Source organism: Pseudomonas sp. Leaf15 (genome assembly GCF_001421425.1).
Taxonomy (GTDB): domain Bacteria; phylum Pseudomonadota; class Gammaproteobacteria; order Pseudomonadales; family Pseudomonadaceae; genus Aquipseudomonas; species Aquipseudomonas salomonii.
In genome coordinates, this window is sequence record NZ_LMKI01000023.1 from 374,856 (window position 1) to 389,575 (window position 14,720).

Genomic DNA, 14,720 nt, shown 5'->3' on the forward strand with positions numbered 1-14,720 from the left:
GCCTGTTATGAAGCGCCTGCATGTTATCGACTCCCACACCGGCGGCGAACCGACGCGCCTGATAATGGACGGCTTCCCTGCGCTCGCCGGCGCAACCATTGCCGAGCAGTTGCACACCTTGCGCAGCGAACACGATCAATGGCGCCGCGCCTGCCTGCTGGAGCCGCGTGGCAATGACGTGCTGGTTGGAGCGCTGTACTGCGCGCCGGTCACGCCCGGCGCCACCTGCGGGGTGATCTTCTTCAACAATGCCGGCTATCTGGGCATGTGCGGCCACGGCACCATCGGCCTGGTTGCTTCCTTGCACCACCTGGGCCGCATTGGGCCTGGCGTGCACACCATCGACACGCCGGTGGGTCCGGTAGCGGCCACCTTGCACGACGACGGCGCAGTGACCTTGCGCAACGTACCCGCCTACCGTCATCGCCAGCAGGTAGCGGTGGACGTGCCGGGCTATGGCGTGGTGCATGGCGATATTGCCTGGGGCGGCAACTGGTTTTTCCTGGTGTCGCAGCACGGCCACCGGCTGGCGATGGACAACGTCGACACCCTCACCGACTACACCTGGGCGATGCTCAAGGCCCTGGAAACCCAAGGCATCCACGGTGCAGACGGTGCGTTGATCGACCATATCGAACTGTTCGCCGACGACGCCCACGCCGACAGCCGCAACTTCGTGATGTGCCCCGGCAAAGCCTACGACCGCTCACCGTGCGGCACCGGCACCAGCGCCAAACTGGCGTGCCTGGCGGCTGACGACAAACTCGCGCCGGGCGCCACCTGGGTGCAAGCCAGCATCACCGGCAGCCAATTCGAAGGCCGTTATGAATGGGATGGCGAGCGCATTCGCCCCTTCATCACCGGCCGCGCCTACATGACCGCCGACAGCACCTTGCTGATCGACGAACAAGACCCTTTTGCCTGGGGCATCTGAGCCTGGGCCTTATTTAACTGAACGCTGGAGTTAGAACAATGAGCGACAACATCTTCACCGGTTGCATCCCTGCACTGATGACCCCGTGCACGCCTGAGCGTAAACCGGACTTCGACGCCCTGGTCGCCAAGGGCCGTGAACTGATCGATATCGGCATGAGCGCCGTGGTGTATTGCGGCTCCATGGGTGACTGGCCGCTGCTGACCGAAGCCGAACGCCAGGAAGGCGTGGCCCGTTTGGTTGCCGCTGGCGTGCCGACCATCGTCGGCACCGGCGCGGTCAACAGCCGTGAAGCGGTGGCCCACGCCGCCCACGCGGCCAAGGTCGGCGCCCATGGTTTGATGGTAATCCCGCGCGTGCTGTCCCGTGGCGCTTCGGCCACCGCGCAAAAGGCGCACTTCTCGGCGATCCTCAAGGCCGCGCCGAACCTGCCGGCAGTGATTTACAACAGTCCGTATTACGGCTTCGCTACCCGCGCAGACCTGTTCTTTGAACTGCGCCGCGAACACCCCAACTTGATCGGTTTCAAGGAATTCGGCGGCGGCGCCGACCTGCGCTACGCCGCAGAAAACATCACCTCCCAGGACGATGCCGTGACCCTGATGGTCGGCGTCGACACCCAAGTGGTACACGGTTTCGTCAATTGCAACGCCACCGGCGCCATCACCGGTATCGGCAACGCACTGCCGCGCGAAGTGCTGCAACTGGTGGCCCTGAGCAAAAAAGCCGCCAAAGGCGACGCCAAGGCCCGGCGCCTGGCCCGTGAGCTGGAGGCCGCGCTGGGCGTGCTGTCGTCCTTCGACGAGGGTTGCGACCTGGTGCTGTATTACAAGCATTTGATGGTGCTCAACGGCGACCAGGGCTACGCCCTGCACTTCAACGAAACCGACGCACTCAGCACCGCCCAACAGCGTTATGCCGAGCACCAGTACGCGTTGTTCCGACAGTGGTACGCCAACTGGTCGGCTGAACAGAACGTGGCCTGACTCCCTCGCGCGCCGCTGTGGTTCTCGCAGCGGCCAACCCTTATTTTTCAAGGACTCCCCATGACTCTGACGGGCAAGATGCTGATCGGTCAGCACGCAATCCTCGGCCATCGCCAAGCGATCCAGGCGATTAATCCCGCCACTGACCTGCCCTTGGCGCCTGCCTACCCAGGCGGCGATGGCGAGCATGTCGACCAAGCCTGTGCCTTGGCCTGGGCCGCGTTTGACACCTATCGCGACACTTCGCTGGCAGCGCGCGCGGCCTTTCTTGAAACCATCGCCGACAACATTGAAGCCCTTGGCGACGACCTGATCGAACGCGCCGTGGCCGAAACCGGCCTGCCGCGCGCGCGTATCCAGGGCGAACGCGGCCGCACCTGCGGGCAATTGCGCACATTCGCCCGCACTGTGCGCGCCGGTGAATGGCTGGACGTGCGTGTGGATACCGCGCAACCGGCGCGTCAGCCATTGCCACGTGCAGACCTGCGCCAACGGCATATTGCGCTGGGGCCGGTGGCGGTGTTTGGTGCGAGCAATTTCCCGTTGGCGTTCTCAGTGGCGGGCGGCGACACCGCCTCGGCACTCGCCGCCGGTTGCCCGGTGATCGTCAAGGCCCATGGCGCACATCCCGGCACCAGTGAACTGGTGGGCCGTGCGCTGGCCAAGGCGGTTAAAGACTGTGGTTTGCCCGACGGGGTGTTTTCGCTGTTGTATGGCTCAGGGCGCGAAGTCGGCATTGCCTTGGTCAGCGACCCGCGTATCAAGGCAGTGGGGTTTACCGGCTCACGCAGCGGCGGTCTCGCCCTGACCCAGGCGGCGCAAGCGCGGCCGGAGCCGATTCCGGTGTATGCGGAAATGAGTTCGATCAACCCGGTGTATCTGTTTGCTGCGGCGCTGAACGCGCGTGCTGAAGCATTGGCCCAGGGTTTTGTCGCCTCGTTGACCCAAGGCGCCGGGCAGTTTTGCACCAACCCTGGCTTGGTGATTGCGGTCGCAGGCCCGGCACTCGAGCGCTTTGTCGCCACGGCGAGTGAGTTGCTCCCGGCGTGCGCCGCCCAGACCATGCTGACACCGGGTATTTTCCAGGCCTATGAAGCGGGCGTCGGCAGCTTGACCGAACACGCACAAATCGCCGCCAAAGGCATGGCGGCGCAAGGCCCGAATCAAGGCCAGGCACAGCTGTTTGTGGCCCAGGCCAGCGCGTTTTTGGGTAATAAGCATCTGCAAGCGGAAGTCTTCGGCGCGGCCTCCCTGGTGGTGGTGTGTGCCGACGACGAGCAAGTGCGTCAGGTTTCCGAGCAGTTGGAAGGTCAATTGACCGCCACACTGCACCTGGACGACGCCGACCTGGCACGCGCCCAAGCCCTGCTGCCGGTATTGGAACGCAAGGCCGGGCGCCTGCTGGTCAACGGCTGGCCGACCGGTGTGGAAGTGTGCGACGCCATGGTCCACGGTGGCCCGTTCCCGGCCACCAGCGACTCACGCAGCACCTCGGTCGGCACCGCAGCGATCCTGCGTTTTCTGCGCCCGGTGTGTTACCAGGACTTCCCGGACAGCTTGCTGCCCGCTGCGCTGCAACACGCCAACCCGCTGCGGTTGCGGCGCTTGCTCGACGGCCAGAGAGAGGCCTGAACCATGAGCGACAGCAACCGCGCCGATATCGCCGTGATCGGCGCCGGCATCATTGGCGTCGCCTGCGCCCTGCAATTGGCCCGGCAAGGCCAGCGCGTGGTGGTCATCGACCCACAGGCGCCGGGCATGGGCGCCTCCTATGGCAACGCCGGGCATTTGGCCACCGAGCAAGTGTTCCCGATTGCCGACGTGTCGATTCTCAAGCGCCTGCCCGCCATGCTGATGGACCCCATGGGCCCGCTGCGCCTGGACTGGAAGTACTTGCCACGCGCCCTGCCCTGGTTTGCGCGGCTGTTGCTCAACCTGCGCCCGGCGAGCTACCGGCGCACGGTGGCGGGTATTCGCGCACTGAATGAGGCCAGCCTGGGCGCGTGGCAACGCCTGCTGCTGTCCATTGAGCAGCCGCAGTTGTTGCACGCCGAGGGTTCATTGCTGGTATTTGAGCGTGCCGCGTCTGGGGAAGCTATCGATGCGTTACGCCAACGCATGCAGCAGCAGGATGTGCCGGTGGATTTCTGGTCGGGCGAGGCGATACGCAAGGCCGCACCGCAACTGAGCGATGCAATCCAGGGAGGCCTGTTCTTCCCAGGCACAGGGCATTTTATTGATCCATACAGCGTGGTGTGCGCACTGGTGAGCGCGGCCAAGGCGTGCGGTGTGCAGTTTGTGCAGCAACGCGTGCTCGATGGGCGCCTGGAGTCGGACGGCGTATCGCTGCTGACCGATCAAGGCAGCCTGACCGCCCGCCAGGTGCTGATCGCCTGCGGCGCCCATTCGGCCAAACTCACCGCTGCACTCACCGGCACATCGGTCCCGCTGGACACCGAGCGCGGCTATCACCTGATGCTGCCCCACGAGCACCAGCGCCTGCCCTTTGCCGTGACCTCGTTCGAGCGCAAATTCATCATGACGCCCATGCGCGATGGCTTGCGCCTGGCCGGCACGGTCGAATTCGCAGGCCTGGAGCGCCCCGCCAATATGCAACGCGCCTGGCAACTGCATCGTTTGAGCAAGGGCTTGTTTCGCCAGGACTTGAGTACCCGGGACGCAACCCCCTGGATGGGCTTTCGCCCGTCGTTGCCGGACTCGCTGCCGATCATTGATCGGGTGGCGGATGGCAAGGTATTGCTTGCATTTGGGCACCAGCACTTGGGGTTGACGCAGGCGGCGGTGACGGCGGAGATGGTTGTGCAACTGGCCACGCTTGATAAGCGCATGCCGTTGCCGGACCTGGCACCTTACCGATTGGCGCGCTTTTAAGGTCTTTGGAGTTCTTGTGGCGAGCAGGCTTGCCCTGCGCTGGGCTGCGCAGCAGCCCCATACCGTTACACCTGACTCGCCGAGTCGTCTGAATGAGGGGCGGCTTCGCCACCCAACGCAGGGCAAGCCTGCTCTAGGGGCTCGGCATCACCAGCCGCGTTCCAGGCTGCGTTTTTCCAGGAGCTGCCATTACGTACCACCAGGGCTTNGCAGCAGCCCCATACCGTTACACCGGGCTTGGCAGCAGCCCCATACCGTTACACCTGACTCGCCGAGTCGTCTGAATGAGGGGCGGCTTCGCCACCCAACGCAGGGCAAGCCTGCTCGCCACAGTGACAGTGTTCGCCCTTAAACGAAGACAACTCGGGTTTTTTAAAGATCTTGGAACGGCTGCTTTCTGGCACCTTACCGATTGGCACGCTTTTAGGTCTTGGATGTTCTTGTGGCGAGCAGGCTTGCCCTGCGCTGGGCTGCGCAGCAGCCCCATACCGTTACACCTGACTCGCCGAGTCGTCTGAATGAGGGGCGGCTTCGCCACCCAACGCAGGGCAAGCCTGCTCGCCACAGTGACACTGCGCAGCAGCCCCATACCGTTACACTGGGCTGCGCAGCAGCCCCATACCGTTACACCTGACTCGCCGAGTCGTCTGAATGAGGGGCGGCTTCGCCACCCAACGCAGGGCAAGCCTGCTCGCCACAGTGACAATCACAGTGGCAGTGACAGTCACAGTGCTCGCCCTCAACGCTACTTGACCAAGCGCTTCTCTTTGGACGGCCGATAGCCGAAATACGCGCTGTAGCACTTACTGAAATGGCTCGGCGACACAAACCCGCACGCCACCAGTACATCCACCTGTGACAGCTCGGTGTGCTGCAACAGGCGCCGCGCCTCGGTGACGCGCAGTTCCATGTAATAGCGTTGCGGCGTGGTGCCCAGTTGCTCCTTGAACAGGCGTTCGAGCTGGCGCCGCGAACGGCCGGCGTAGACCGCCAATTGGTCCAGCTCCAGGGGTTCTTCAAGGTTGGCGTCCATCAGCTTCACCACTTCACGCAGTGGCGCGCTGACGCTGATGTTTTCCGTGGGTTTGATACGCCGGTAGCGCGATTCTTCGAACGCCAGGATGTCCTCGATACCTTCGACCAGGGCTTTGCCATGCAGGCTTTTGATCCAGTCCAGGGCCATGTGGAACGCGCCCGATGGGCTGGAGGCCGTAAGGCGATCGCGGTCGATCACGTAGGGTTCGCTGGTGACCTGGGCGGCCTTGGACACTTCCGACAGCGCCGGCCGATGCTCCGGGTGGATCGCACAGCGATAGCCCTGCAACAGCCCGGCGCGGCCAAGGAACCAGGCGCCGTTCCACAGGCCGGCGAGGCTCACGCCTTGTTCGGCGGCGCTGCGCAACAGCTGGGTGAACTCATCGCCGGCTTTGAGCTCGGTGCGAAAACCACCACAGATCACCAGCAAATCCAGGTCTGGCAATGCTGACGCCTCCAGCCGCGCATCCGGGCGGATCACCAGGCCGAGGTCGCTGATGACTTCGCCCTCGTCACAGCCGAACGTGCGCGTGGCAAACAGATCGGGACGTAGCAGGTTGGCAGTGATCAGCGTGTCGAGGGTCTGGGTGAACGCCGGCAGGGAGAAGTGTTCGAGCAGCAAAAAACCGACGCGGGTGACCGGCGACGGCTGTTGGAAGTTTTCATTGAGGTAGCGCAGGTTCTTGCCTTTCATGCCACCGCTGAACTGGCGTCTTTCCATCGAGGCTTGGCCCACTCTTATTATTGATGCAGTGGGCGCTATCTTAGGGGCAAATGCGCCGGCTGTCGTGCCGCATTCCCGCAAAGAATAATTGCTATGCTGCGCGCCACTTTACTGGCCGCCGCCACGATGAAGGATGCTTGCCTGGTGATAGTCAACACGGCCTTCAAGCCTGATCTTTACAAAAGCGCCCGCCTCCCAGGCCCGTAGCCTGGCCGCTGCGGACCCATCTGATACGGTTTTTTCTTTGCTATCTGCGTCTGTATCGAAACGCCAGTGAAGCGGACAATGGGCGCCATCCCGACACTCCTGTCGACTCCCTTCCCCTCGGAGGCCTTATGACCAAGATGGCACTTTTCCTGTTCGGTTTTCTGGTGCTGACCATCGGCATCGGCTTGCTGGCAACCATCTCGCCGGTGTGAGGCACTGCTTCACGCAAAAAGCATCGGGTACAACGACAGCACCAACAACGCCGCCATCGACCCATTGAATACCCGCAACCAACGCGGCTCGCGCAGCACGTTGCGCAAGCCACTGCCACAGCCCACCCACACGCACACACTGGGCAGGTTGACCACGGCAAATACCAGTGCGATCACCAACACATTGGTCACGTAGCCTTCGGCCGGGGTGTAGGTGGTGATCGCCCCCAGCGCCATGATCCACGCCTTGGGATTGACCCATTGAAACGCGGCCGCGCCCAAAAAGGTCATGGGTTTGCCACGCTCGTCAGGGTTCTCGGACATGCCGCCAGCCGTGGCGATCTTCCACGCCAGGTAAAGCAAATAGGTCGCGCCCACATAGCGCAATACCGTGTAGGCCCACGGAAACACCTTGAACACTTCGCCCAGGCCCAGACCTACCGAAATCACCAACAGCATGAAGCCGATGCTGATTCCCAGCGCGTGGGGCATCGAACGGCGAAAGCCAAAGTTCACCCCCGAGGCGAGCAACATGGTGTTGTTCGGGCCGGGCGTGATCGAGGACACGAAGGCAAACAGTACAAAAGCGGACAACAGGCTGGTGGACATGAACATGGCGCGGCATCCAAACGGTAGTGGTATGCCTGCGACAGTAGTGGGTTACAGCCCTTGTCGCCCCGTACAGCTAGGGGCGGATCGAGGCGTACACTTTGGCGTTATCGAGCTGATCGGTAGAAGTTGCGCACCTTGCTTGAATCTGTGCTGAACACTTCACAACGGCTTACAGGCCTACCAAGGTTCCCGCTGAGCCCGCCGGGAACCGTTGATGAAGGATGTTAGAGCCGGAGCAACAGCAGAGCCATACTCGGTCAAAGGTGGGAGCTGGCTTGCCTGCGATAGCATCAACTCGGTGTGCCTGAGGTACCGAGGAGTCTGCATCGCAGCGGTACGACGATTCGACAAGCCAGCTCCCACAGAAAAGCACCAATGCTGGCTCTAGCCCTTACGCAGATACGCAAACATATGCGGCACATAATCAGCAGTAATGGCGTAAACCGACATAGTACTTCCTTGTTCAGGTTAAAAGTTCTGGGTTAAACACGGGTTCAAGCCGGGCGCATATCCCGCTGCCTCGCCAGCCCTTCCAGGGTAAATCGGGCCTGCATCAGCACCACATCGCGCACCGCCTCCATCTCTTTCTGATTCACCTCGGTCCACTTCAGCGCTTCCAGCAACTTGGGCTTCTGCACGCGAAACGCCAAGCCCTGGGTGAACAGCGCCATGGAATGAATCACCGTGCGCTCGTCCTCCAGGGCAAAGCCGGCCACGCGCGCGATCAGTTGACGAATGACGCGGCCAATGCGTGCCTTAAAGCGGTCTTCGAAGGCAGTGGTTGCCCTTTGCGGGCACAGGCCGGCCTGATGACGATCCATGAATGCGCGCCAGATCGTGGTTTGGGGGCTGTCCTGGATGGTCGAAACCACAGTACCAAGAATGCCCAGCGAGACATCGATCAAGGTTTTATCGCTCGCCTTGGCATCGGCCAACGCCGCTTCGGCGGCTTCCACACACGGCGACATCTTGCGCCACAGCAGCGTGATCAAATGCTCGACACACTCCAGGTACACACCTTCCTTGCCATCAAAGTAGTACTGGATCGCCGGCGCATTGACCCCGGCCGCCGTGGCGATGTCGCGGGTGGACGCGCGGTCATAGCCACGCTCGCCAAACACCTCGACCGCCGCCTCGACAATACGTGCGCGGGTTTCTTCACCGCGCTGGTAACCACCTTCGGCGGCGGGTTTATGTCGTGCCATGTGCAGCTCCTTTCGAATACCGGACCAAAATATACCAGTTGACAAAAATTCGCGAAAAATAGAATTTATTCCAACCGATATAAAACCAGCTCTCACAAACAGGAATGACCCGATGTCCGCTGCAACACCCTCCCCTCAGGTCATTCCTGAAGACACCGTGAATGGCCAGCGCAGCAAGGCGCGCAGTATTCTGCTGGGTATCGCCAGCCTCGCGCTGCTGGGCGGCCTTGGCTGGGCCGCGTGGTGGTGGCTGAACGGGCGCTTTGTCGAGACCACCGACGACGCCTACCTGCAGGCCGACAGCATCAGCGTGGCGCCCAAGATCAACGGCTATGTGGCCGAGGTGCTGGTCAGCGACAACCAGAACGTCAAGCGCGGCGACGTGCTGGTGCGCCTGGATGCGCGCAAATACCAGGCGGTGAGCGACGAAGCCTCGGCGACGATTGCCGCGCGCAATGCCGACTACGCCAAAGCCCAGGCCGACCTGGTGCAGCAGGACTCGACCATCGCCGAAGCCCGCGCCCAACTGCAAGGAGCACAGGCCGACGCACAACACGCGCAAACCGAAGTGGCTCGCTATGCGCCGCTGGCCCGCTCCGGCGCCGAGCCAGAAGAACGCCTGGCGCAACTCAACAACCAGCTGGCGCAGGCGCGCAGCACCGTGGCCGCCAAACAGGCTGCGCTGCGCTCCAGCGAAACCCGCTACGGCACCCTGCAAGCCCAACTCAAACAAGCCCAGGCGCAACTCGGCGTGGCCAAGGCCAGCGAAGCCCAGAGCCAGTTGGATGTGGATGATGCGGTGATCCGCAGCCCGCTCGATGGTCGGGTCGCCGACCGTGGTGTGCGCGTCGGCCAGTACGTGCAGCCCGGCACGCGCTTACTGACGGTGGTGCCGATCAGCGCGATCTACCTGACCGCCAATTACAAGGAAACCCAGATCGGCGAGATGCGCCCCGGCCAGGCCGTAACGGTACACGTGGATGCACTGCCCGGCCGTAACCTGCAGGGCCATATCGACAGCCTGTCGCCCGGCACTGGCGCGCAGTTCGCCTTGTTGCCGCCGTCGAATGCCACCGGCAACTTCACCAAAATCGTCCAGCGTGTGCCGGTGAGGATCGCGCTTGATGTACCCGATGATATTCGCGCCTCGTTGATGCCCGGCCTGTCGGCCACCGTCGACGTCGACACGCGCACCCACGCTGCGGATGCCAATCATGGCTGAGGCGCTGATGGCCGAGGCCGTCGCCGAAAAACCGCGTAACGCCTCGTTGACCGACTGGATCGCCGTCGCAGCCGGGGCATTGGGCGCGTTGCTGGCGACGCTGGACGTGTCGATCACCAACTCGGCGCTGCCGCAAATCCAGGGCCAGATCGGCGCGACCGGCACCGAAGGCACGTGGATCGCCACCGGCTACCTGATGTCGGAAATCGTCATGATCCCGCTCGCCGCATGGCTGACGCGGGTATTCGGCCTGCGCCGTTTTCTGATCGGCACGGCGTTGATGTTCACCGCGTTTTCGATGTTCTGCGGCTTGTCGTCCAGCCTCGGTGCGATGATCGCCGGGCGCATCGGCCAGGGCTTTGCCGGCGGCGCGATGATCCCCACCGCGCAGACCATCGTGCGCACGCGCCTGCCGCCGCACCAGTTGGCGATCGGCACCACGATGTTCGGCATGACCGTGATTCTCGGCCCGTTGCTGGGCCCGGTGATCGGCGGCTGGCTCACGGAAAACATCAACTGGCGCTGGTGTTTCTTTCTCAACCTGCCCATCAGCATCGCGCTGATCACCTTGCTGATCACCGGCCTGCCGACCGAGCGCATGAACCTGCAACGCTTTATCAGCGCTGACTGGCTGGGCATTCTCGGCCTGGCCATGGGCCTGAGTTCGCTGACCGTGGTGCTCGAAGAAGGCCAGCGCGAACACTGGTTTGATTCGCTGCTGATCATCTGGCTGAGCATCGCCACTGTCACCGGGTTCTTCCTGATTGCGGTGGGGCAACTGCGCTCAACAACACCGATCCTGCGCCTGCAACTGGTGCTCAACAAAAGCTTTGGCAGCGTGTTGTTGATCGGCACAGCGGTCGGTGCCGGCATCTATGGCACGGCGTACCTGGTGCCGCAGTTCCTGGGCATTTTGTCGGGCTACAACGCGCAGCAATCCGGCGCGATCATGCTGTTGTCGGGGATTCCGGCGTTTGTGTTGATGCCGATTCTGCCGAGAATGCTGGGCCGCTACGACCTGCGCTGGATGGTCGGCGCCGGGCTGTTGCTGTACTGGGCCAGCTGCTACGTCGACACCACGCTCACCACCGACAGCGTCGGCCACGACTTTATCTGGTCGCAACTGCTGCGCGGCTTCGGGCAGATCCTGGTGATGATGCCTCTGAGCCAATTATCCATGCGCTCGGTGCAAACCCACGAAGCCGGCGACGCCGCCGGGCTGTACAACATGTCGCGCAACCTGGGCGGCACCATCGGCCTGGCCCTTCTCGGCGTGTTGATGGACCGGCGCAGCCACTTTCACGACGACATGTTGCGCGAAGGCATCCAGGCCAACAGCCAATTGGCCCAGGACCACATGGCCAGCAGCACCGCCAGCTACCTGGCACAAACCGGTGATGCGTCGACCTCACAGCTGCAAGCCTTTGCGCAACTGGCCAACGATATTGCGCGGCAAGCTTCAGTGATGGCCTACAACGACTCGTTTTATCTACTGGGACTGGCGATGCTGGCGTGCCTGCCCCTGATCTTTATTCTGAAAAAGCGCACGGTAACCCGATGATCCCTCGCAAGCTTCCTCTTCTGCTCAGCGTTGCGCTGCTGTCCGCCTGCACGGTCGGCCCCGACTACCAGGGTGCGCCCAACGTCGCGCCAAAAACCCTGGCGGCCGGGCGTTTGCCCCATGCCGATAACACCTCCCCTGGCGCACCCGCTGTCGCGCAGTGGTGGCGCACGCTGGGCGACGCGCAGCTCAACGATCTGGTGGACAAAGCCCTGCACAACAGCCCGGACATCGCCACCGCCCAGGCCCGTTTGCAGCAATCGCGTGCCAGCCTCAGCGGTGCGCAGGCCAATGCGATGCCCAAGGTCAGCGGTGATGCGGCGATGCTCAAACTGCGCTCGCCCGACACCTCCGCGTTGGGTGGCAACAGTGGCGGCGGCCGCGGTCCGCTGAACCTCTACCTCGCCGGCTTCGATGCCAGCTGGGAAGCCGACCTGTTCGGTGGCACCCGCCGCGCCGTCGAAGCCGCGCAAGCCGAAGCCGACGCGTCCCAGGCGCAACTGGCCGATGCCCAAGTGCAACTGGCCGCCGAAATCGTCCAGGCCTACACCGACCTGCGCGACCAGCAAGCACGCCTGACGCTGGTGGACTCCAGCGTAGACATCGAAAACCAGGCCCTGGACCTCACCCAGCAGCGCCGAGAGCGCGGCGTGGCCTCGCAGCTGCAACTCGAACAAGTCATCACCCAAGCCGAAAACACCCAGGCCCAGCGCCTGCCACTGCAAGCCGCCATCGTCGAATCCCTCGACCAACTCGGCCTGCTCTGCGGCCTGGAGCCCGGCGAACTGGATGGCCAACTCGCCACTGCCCGCGCCCTGCCCGCCTTACCCAGCGCCGTACCGCTGGCCGACCCGGCAGCGGTGCTGAAGGCGCGCCCGGATATCCGCATGGCCGAACGCAAACTGGCGTCGAGCAACGCACAGATCGGCGAAAAAACCGCCGACTGGTTCCCCAAACTCAGCCTCACCGGCGACCTGTCGTTCTCAGCCAGCGACCCCGGCCACCTTGCGCGCAAAGACAGCGGCACCTGGCTGATCCTGCCGCGCATCACCTGGAACGCCCTCGACTTCGGCCGCGTCGCCGCCAGCGTCAAAGGCGCCGAGGCCGGACGCGATGAAGCCTTGGCGCAGTACAAGAGCGTGGTATTGAGTGCATTGCGCGATGCGGATGTGGCCTTGGCACGCTATGGGCATCAGCGCCAGAATGTGGTGCTGCTGCGTAACGTGGAATCTTCGGCAGTACGCGCCGCCGACCTGACACGCCAGCGTTATCGCGCGGGCACGGCCAGCACCCTCGATTGGCTGGATGCCGAGCGCACGCGCTACCAGGCGCAAGAGAGCCGGATATCCGGCGACGCTGAACTGCTGAAGGATTTTGCCTCGCTGCACAAGGCGCTTGGGTTAGGCTGGACGCTGTAAAGGGTTCTACGCACATAAACCAGGGAACAACATGATCACCCTTCGTAAAGCGACAACGGCCGATATCGATACGCTGCGCGAGGTCGGTTGCCAGACCTATCGCGAGCATTTTTCCACGTTATGGTCGCCTGCCGGTATGCACGGTTTTCTTGAGCAGGATTTTTCATCCAGTGCACTGCGCCAGTCACTCGAGTTGCCAGGCAGGCATGCGTGGTTTATTGCTTTCGATGAACAAGGCAACGCCGTCGGGTTTGCCAAAGTGAATTGGGCAGTGCCGGCACCGTTAACCGCTGAAATGGGCGCGGAGCTGCAGAAAATCTACCTGCTTAAATCCGCCGCCGGCAGGGGTTACGGCAAACAACTGTTGCAGTGTGTTCGCGATGAAGTGGCGCAACGTGGTGAGCATTTACTGTGGCTGGACGTGCTCAAAACCAACGTCAGTGCACAGGGTTTTTACGAGGCATTCGGGTTTCGGCGCATGGGCGAAATCCCCTTCAGCACGGACCTTGCCGACATCGGGATGGTCGTCATGGGGCTAGAATTGAAACAACAGGTGCAGCGCTAAATGGCCGAACTGATAGAGGGCCTCGACGGGCCCAGAACCGCGCAACAGGAACTGTTTTACGACCTTGACGATGCGCGGGCAGTTATCGGCTGGTCGGTGGTGGAGCTGACGGCGATGGCCGCGAACGGCCGAACACCCGATGAAGCGGTGGCGCTAATGAAAATGTGCGCATTGCTGGCTGCGCAACAAGCAAAGCTTGGCGTGTACGCCGAAGAAGTGAAGGCGCAACGGATTGTCCGCGCTGAGGCCTAGTGAGCAATAAAAAGGAATTTACACATGCCGTTTTCATTGGAAGAAAGAACCGCCTTGCTCGCTCTCAAGGGCGTAGGCCCCACCGTGATTACACGGCTGGAGCAGTTGGGCATTGACTCATTGGAAGTGCTTGGAAAGTCAGACGTGGGCGACATTCTCGCGCAGGCATCGGCAGTAGTCGGGTCGACCTGCTGGAAAAATAGCCCCCAGGCGCGGGCGGCCATTACCGCTGCTGTGGCGCTCGCGAAAAAAGCCTGACAAAAAGGTGTAAACCACAGCCGAAATGCTCCACGTTTTTATGACCATCACCCATCAATTAAAAGCGAACACCGTAACTGTGGCGAGCAGGCTTGCCCTGCGTTGGGCTGCGAAGCAGCCCCATCTCACTCTAACTGACTTACCACGTCGCCTGAGTAGGCTTATCCCGCAACTCAATCAGTCGATAATGACGTCGCGACCTTCCGCCTTCAAACGGGCAAGGTTGTCCTTCATCTGCTGCAACCGCTCAGGCGCATGACCCTGCCACTTCGTCACCTCAGCCACCACCCGCAGCGGCTCCAACGAGCGATACGACAGCGTGGGGTTGCCGGCAATTTTCTTATCCGTCACGTTGGGGTCATCCACGATCGGCCCGGTGGGCTCTAGCACATAAATACGCTCTGCCCCCTCGCCCAGCGCCAGTTCCGCGCCCCAGATTGCAGCGTCCAACGTGCCCGCGAAATAGACCTAGGACAGCGGTTTATCCGTTGTGAAGTTGGATGGGTAGCCGACGCGGATGGTGTCGTCTGGCTCCAGGTCAGCCCGGGTGCCGTGGAAGAACTGGCGGGTGAATACGCCGGCAGTGGTGGACATGGCTGGGTGCTCCTTGGAGGAAGGGAATTGGGGTAGTAGCACA

The 14,720-nt window shown here is 62.4% G+C and carries 13 protein-coding genes and 1 pseudogene; 10 read left to right on the forward strand and 4 right to left on the reverse strand.

Annotated features, from left to right (window positions below; translation table 11 throughout):
• Positions 1–7 precede the first annotated feature (7 nt).
• The 4 genes from ASE80_RS17970 to ASE80_RS17985 are packed head-to-tail and all read left to right on the forward strand — an operon-like array spanning position 8 to position 4,812.
• Complete coding sequence (locus tag ASE80_RS17970; protein WP_056860118.1) at positions 8–934, forward strand: 4-hydroxyproline epimerase; 927 nt, start codon at positions 8–10, stop codon at positions 932–934.
• A 38-nt stretch (positions 935–972) separates the two neighbouring features.
• Complete coding sequence (locus ASE80_RS17975) at positions 973–1,920, forward strand: dihydrodipicolinate synthase family protein (RefSeq protein WP_056860119.1); 948 nt, start codon at positions 973–975, stop codon at positions 1,918–1,920.
• 60 nt (positions 1,921–1,980) lie between these two features.
• Positions 1,981–3,552, forward strand: a complete 1,572-nt coding sequence (locus ASE80_RS17980; RefSeq protein WP_056860120.1) for an aldehyde dehydrogenase (NADP(+)) — start codon at positions 1,981–1,983, stop codon at positions 3,550–3,552.
• A gap of 3 nt (positions 3,553–3,555) precedes the next feature.
• Positions 3,556–4,812 carry an NAD(P)/FAD-dependent oxidoreductase gene (locus ASE80_RS17985; protein WP_056860121.1) on the forward strand — a complete coding sequence of 419 codons (1,257 nt, stop codon included), beginning with the start codon at positions 3,556–3,558 and terminating at the stop codon, positions 4,810–4,812.
• Positions 4,813–5,557: 745 nt separating this feature from the next.
• Here ASE80_RS17985 and ASE80_RS17990 read toward each other — a convergent pair.
• The 3 genes from ASE80_RS17990 to ASE80_RS18000 form a co-directional block, all read right to left on the reverse strand.
• Positions 5,558–6,541, reverse strand: a complete 984-nt coding sequence (locus tag ASE80_RS17990) for a GlxA family transcriptional regulator (RefSeq protein WP_056860122.1) — start codon at positions 6,539–6,541, stop codon at positions 5,558–5,560.
• Positions 6,542–6,999: 458 nt separating this feature from the next.
• Positions 7,000–7,605, reverse strand: a complete 606-nt coding sequence (locus ASE80_RS17995) for a LysE family translocator (RefSeq protein WP_056860123.1) — start codon at positions 7,603–7,605, stop codon at positions 7,000–7,002.
• Positions 7,606–8,096: 491 nt separating this feature from the next.
• The gene (locus ASE80_RS18000) at positions 8,097–8,807 is read right to left on the reverse strand and encodes a CerR family C-terminal domain-containing protein (RefSeq protein ID WP_056860124.1); all 711 of its coding nucleotides are present in this window, start codon (positions 8,805–8,807) and stop codon (positions 8,097–8,099) included.
• Between the two features lie 112 nt (positions 8,808–8,919).
• Here ASE80_RS18000 and ASE80_RS18005 point away from each other — a divergent pair, with 112 nt between their 5' ends.
• The 6 genes from ASE80_RS18005 to ASE80_RS18030 are packed head-to-tail and all read left to right on the forward strand — an operon-like array spanning position 8,920 to position 14,083.
• Positions 8,920–10,029 carry an HlyD family secretion protein gene (locus ASE80_RS18005; protein ID WP_056860125.1) on the forward strand — a complete coding sequence of 370 codons (1,110 nt, stop codon included), beginning with the start codon at positions 8,920–8,922 and terminating at the stop codon, positions 10,027–10,029.
• On the forward strand, positions 10,022–11,590 hold the full coding sequence (locus ASE80_RS18010; RefSeq protein ID WP_082463642.1) for a DHA2 family efflux MFS transporter permease subunit: 1,569 nt from the start codon (positions 10,022–10,024) through the stop codon (positions 11,588–11,590). The genes ASE80_RS18005 and ASE80_RS18010 overlap by 8 nt, the downstream gene beginning before the upstream one ends.
• Positions 11,587–13,008, forward strand: coding sequence for an efflux transporter outer membrane subunit (locus ASE80_RS18015; protein WP_056860126.1), 1,422 nt, complete (start codon positions 11,587–11,589; stop codon positions 13,006–13,008). The genes ASE80_RS18010 and ASE80_RS18015 overlap by 4 nt, the downstream gene beginning before the upstream one ends.
• A 31-nt stretch (positions 13,009–13,039) precedes the next feature.
• Positions 13,040–13,573: a GNAT family N-acetyltransferase gene (locus tag ASE80_RS18020; protein WP_056860127.1), complete on the forward strand. Its 534-nt coding sequence runs from the start codon at positions 13,040–13,042 to the stop codon at positions 13,571–13,573.
• Positions 13,574–13,825: a hypothetical protein gene (locus tag ASE80_RS18025; protein ID WP_056860128.1), complete on the forward strand. Its 252-nt coding sequence runs from the start codon at positions 13,574–13,576 to the stop codon at positions 13,823–13,825. It begins immediately after the preceding gene.
• 24 nt (positions 13,826–13,849) lie between these two features.
• Positions 13,850–14,083 (forward strand): hypothetical protein, encoded by a 234-nt coding sequence (locus ASE80_RS18030; protein WP_056860129.1) that lies wholly within the window; start codon positions 13,850–13,852, stop codon positions 14,081–14,083.
• Positions 14,084–14,260: 177 nt separating this feature from the next.
• Here the strand turns inward: ASE80_RS18030 and arr are convergent.
• A pseudogene (arr, locus tag ASE80_RS18035) lies at positions 14,261–14,677 on the reverse strand (NAD(+)--rifampin ADP-ribosyltransferase).
• Positions 14,678–14,720: the final 43 nt, after the last annotated feature.

What these genes read in the sequence shown, in the direction of transcription:
- ASE80_RS17970 (WP_056860118.1), top strand. Translation starts at nt 8, where the DNA reads ATGAAGCGCCTGCATGTTATCGACTCCCACACCGGCGGCGAACCGACG.
- ASE80_RS17975 (WP_056860119.1), top strand. Translation starts at nt 973, where the DNA reads ATGAGCGACAACATCTTCACCGGTTGCATCCCTGCACTGATGACCCCG.
- ASE80_RS17980 (WP_056860120.1), top strand. Translation starts at nt 1,981, where the DNA reads ATGACTCTGACGGGCAAGATGCTGATCGGTCAGCACGCAATCCTCGGC.
- ASE80_RS17985 (WP_056860121.1), top strand. Translation starts at nt 3,556, where the DNA reads ATGAGCGACAGCAACCGCGCCGATATCGCCGTGATCGGCGCCGGCATC.
- ASE80_RS17990 (WP_056860122.1), bottom strand. Translation starts at nt 6,541, where the DNA reads ATGAAAGGCAAGAACCTGCGCTACCTCAATGAAAACTTCCAACAGCCG.
- ASE80_RS17995 (WP_056860123.1), bottom strand. Translation starts at nt 7,605, where the DNA reads ATGTTCATGTCCACCAGCCTGTTGTCCGCTTTTGTACTGTTTGCCTTC.
- ASE80_RS18000 (WP_056860124.1), bottom strand. Translation starts at nt 8,807, where the DNA reads ATGGCACGACATAAACCCGCCGCCGAAGGTGGTTACCAGCGCGGTGAA.
- ASE80_RS18005 (WP_056860125.1), top strand. Translation starts at nt 8,920, where the DNA reads ATGTCCGCTGCAACACCCTCCCCTCAGGTCATTCCTGAAGACACCGTG.
- ASE80_RS18010 (WP_082463642.1), top strand. Translation starts at nt 10,022, where the DNA reads ATGGCTGAGGCGCTGATGGCCGAGGCCGTCGCCGAAAAACCGCGTAAC.
- ASE80_RS18015 (WP_056860126.1), top strand. Translation starts at nt 11,587, where the DNA reads ATGATCCCTCGCAAGCTTCCTCTTCTGCTCAGCGTTGCGCTGCTGTCC.
- ASE80_RS18020 (WP_056860127.1), top strand. Translation starts at nt 13,040, where the DNA reads ATGATCACCCTTCGTAAAGCGACAACGGCCGATATCGATACGCTGCGC.
- ASE80_RS18025 (WP_056860128.1), top strand. Translation starts at nt 13,574, where the DNA reads ATGGCCGAACTGATAGAGGGCCTCGACGGGCCCAGAACCGCGCAACAG.
- ASE80_RS18030 (WP_056860129.1), top strand. Translation starts at nt 13,850, where the DNA reads ATGCCGTTTTCATTGGAAGAAAGAACCGCCTTGCTCGCTCTCAAGGGC.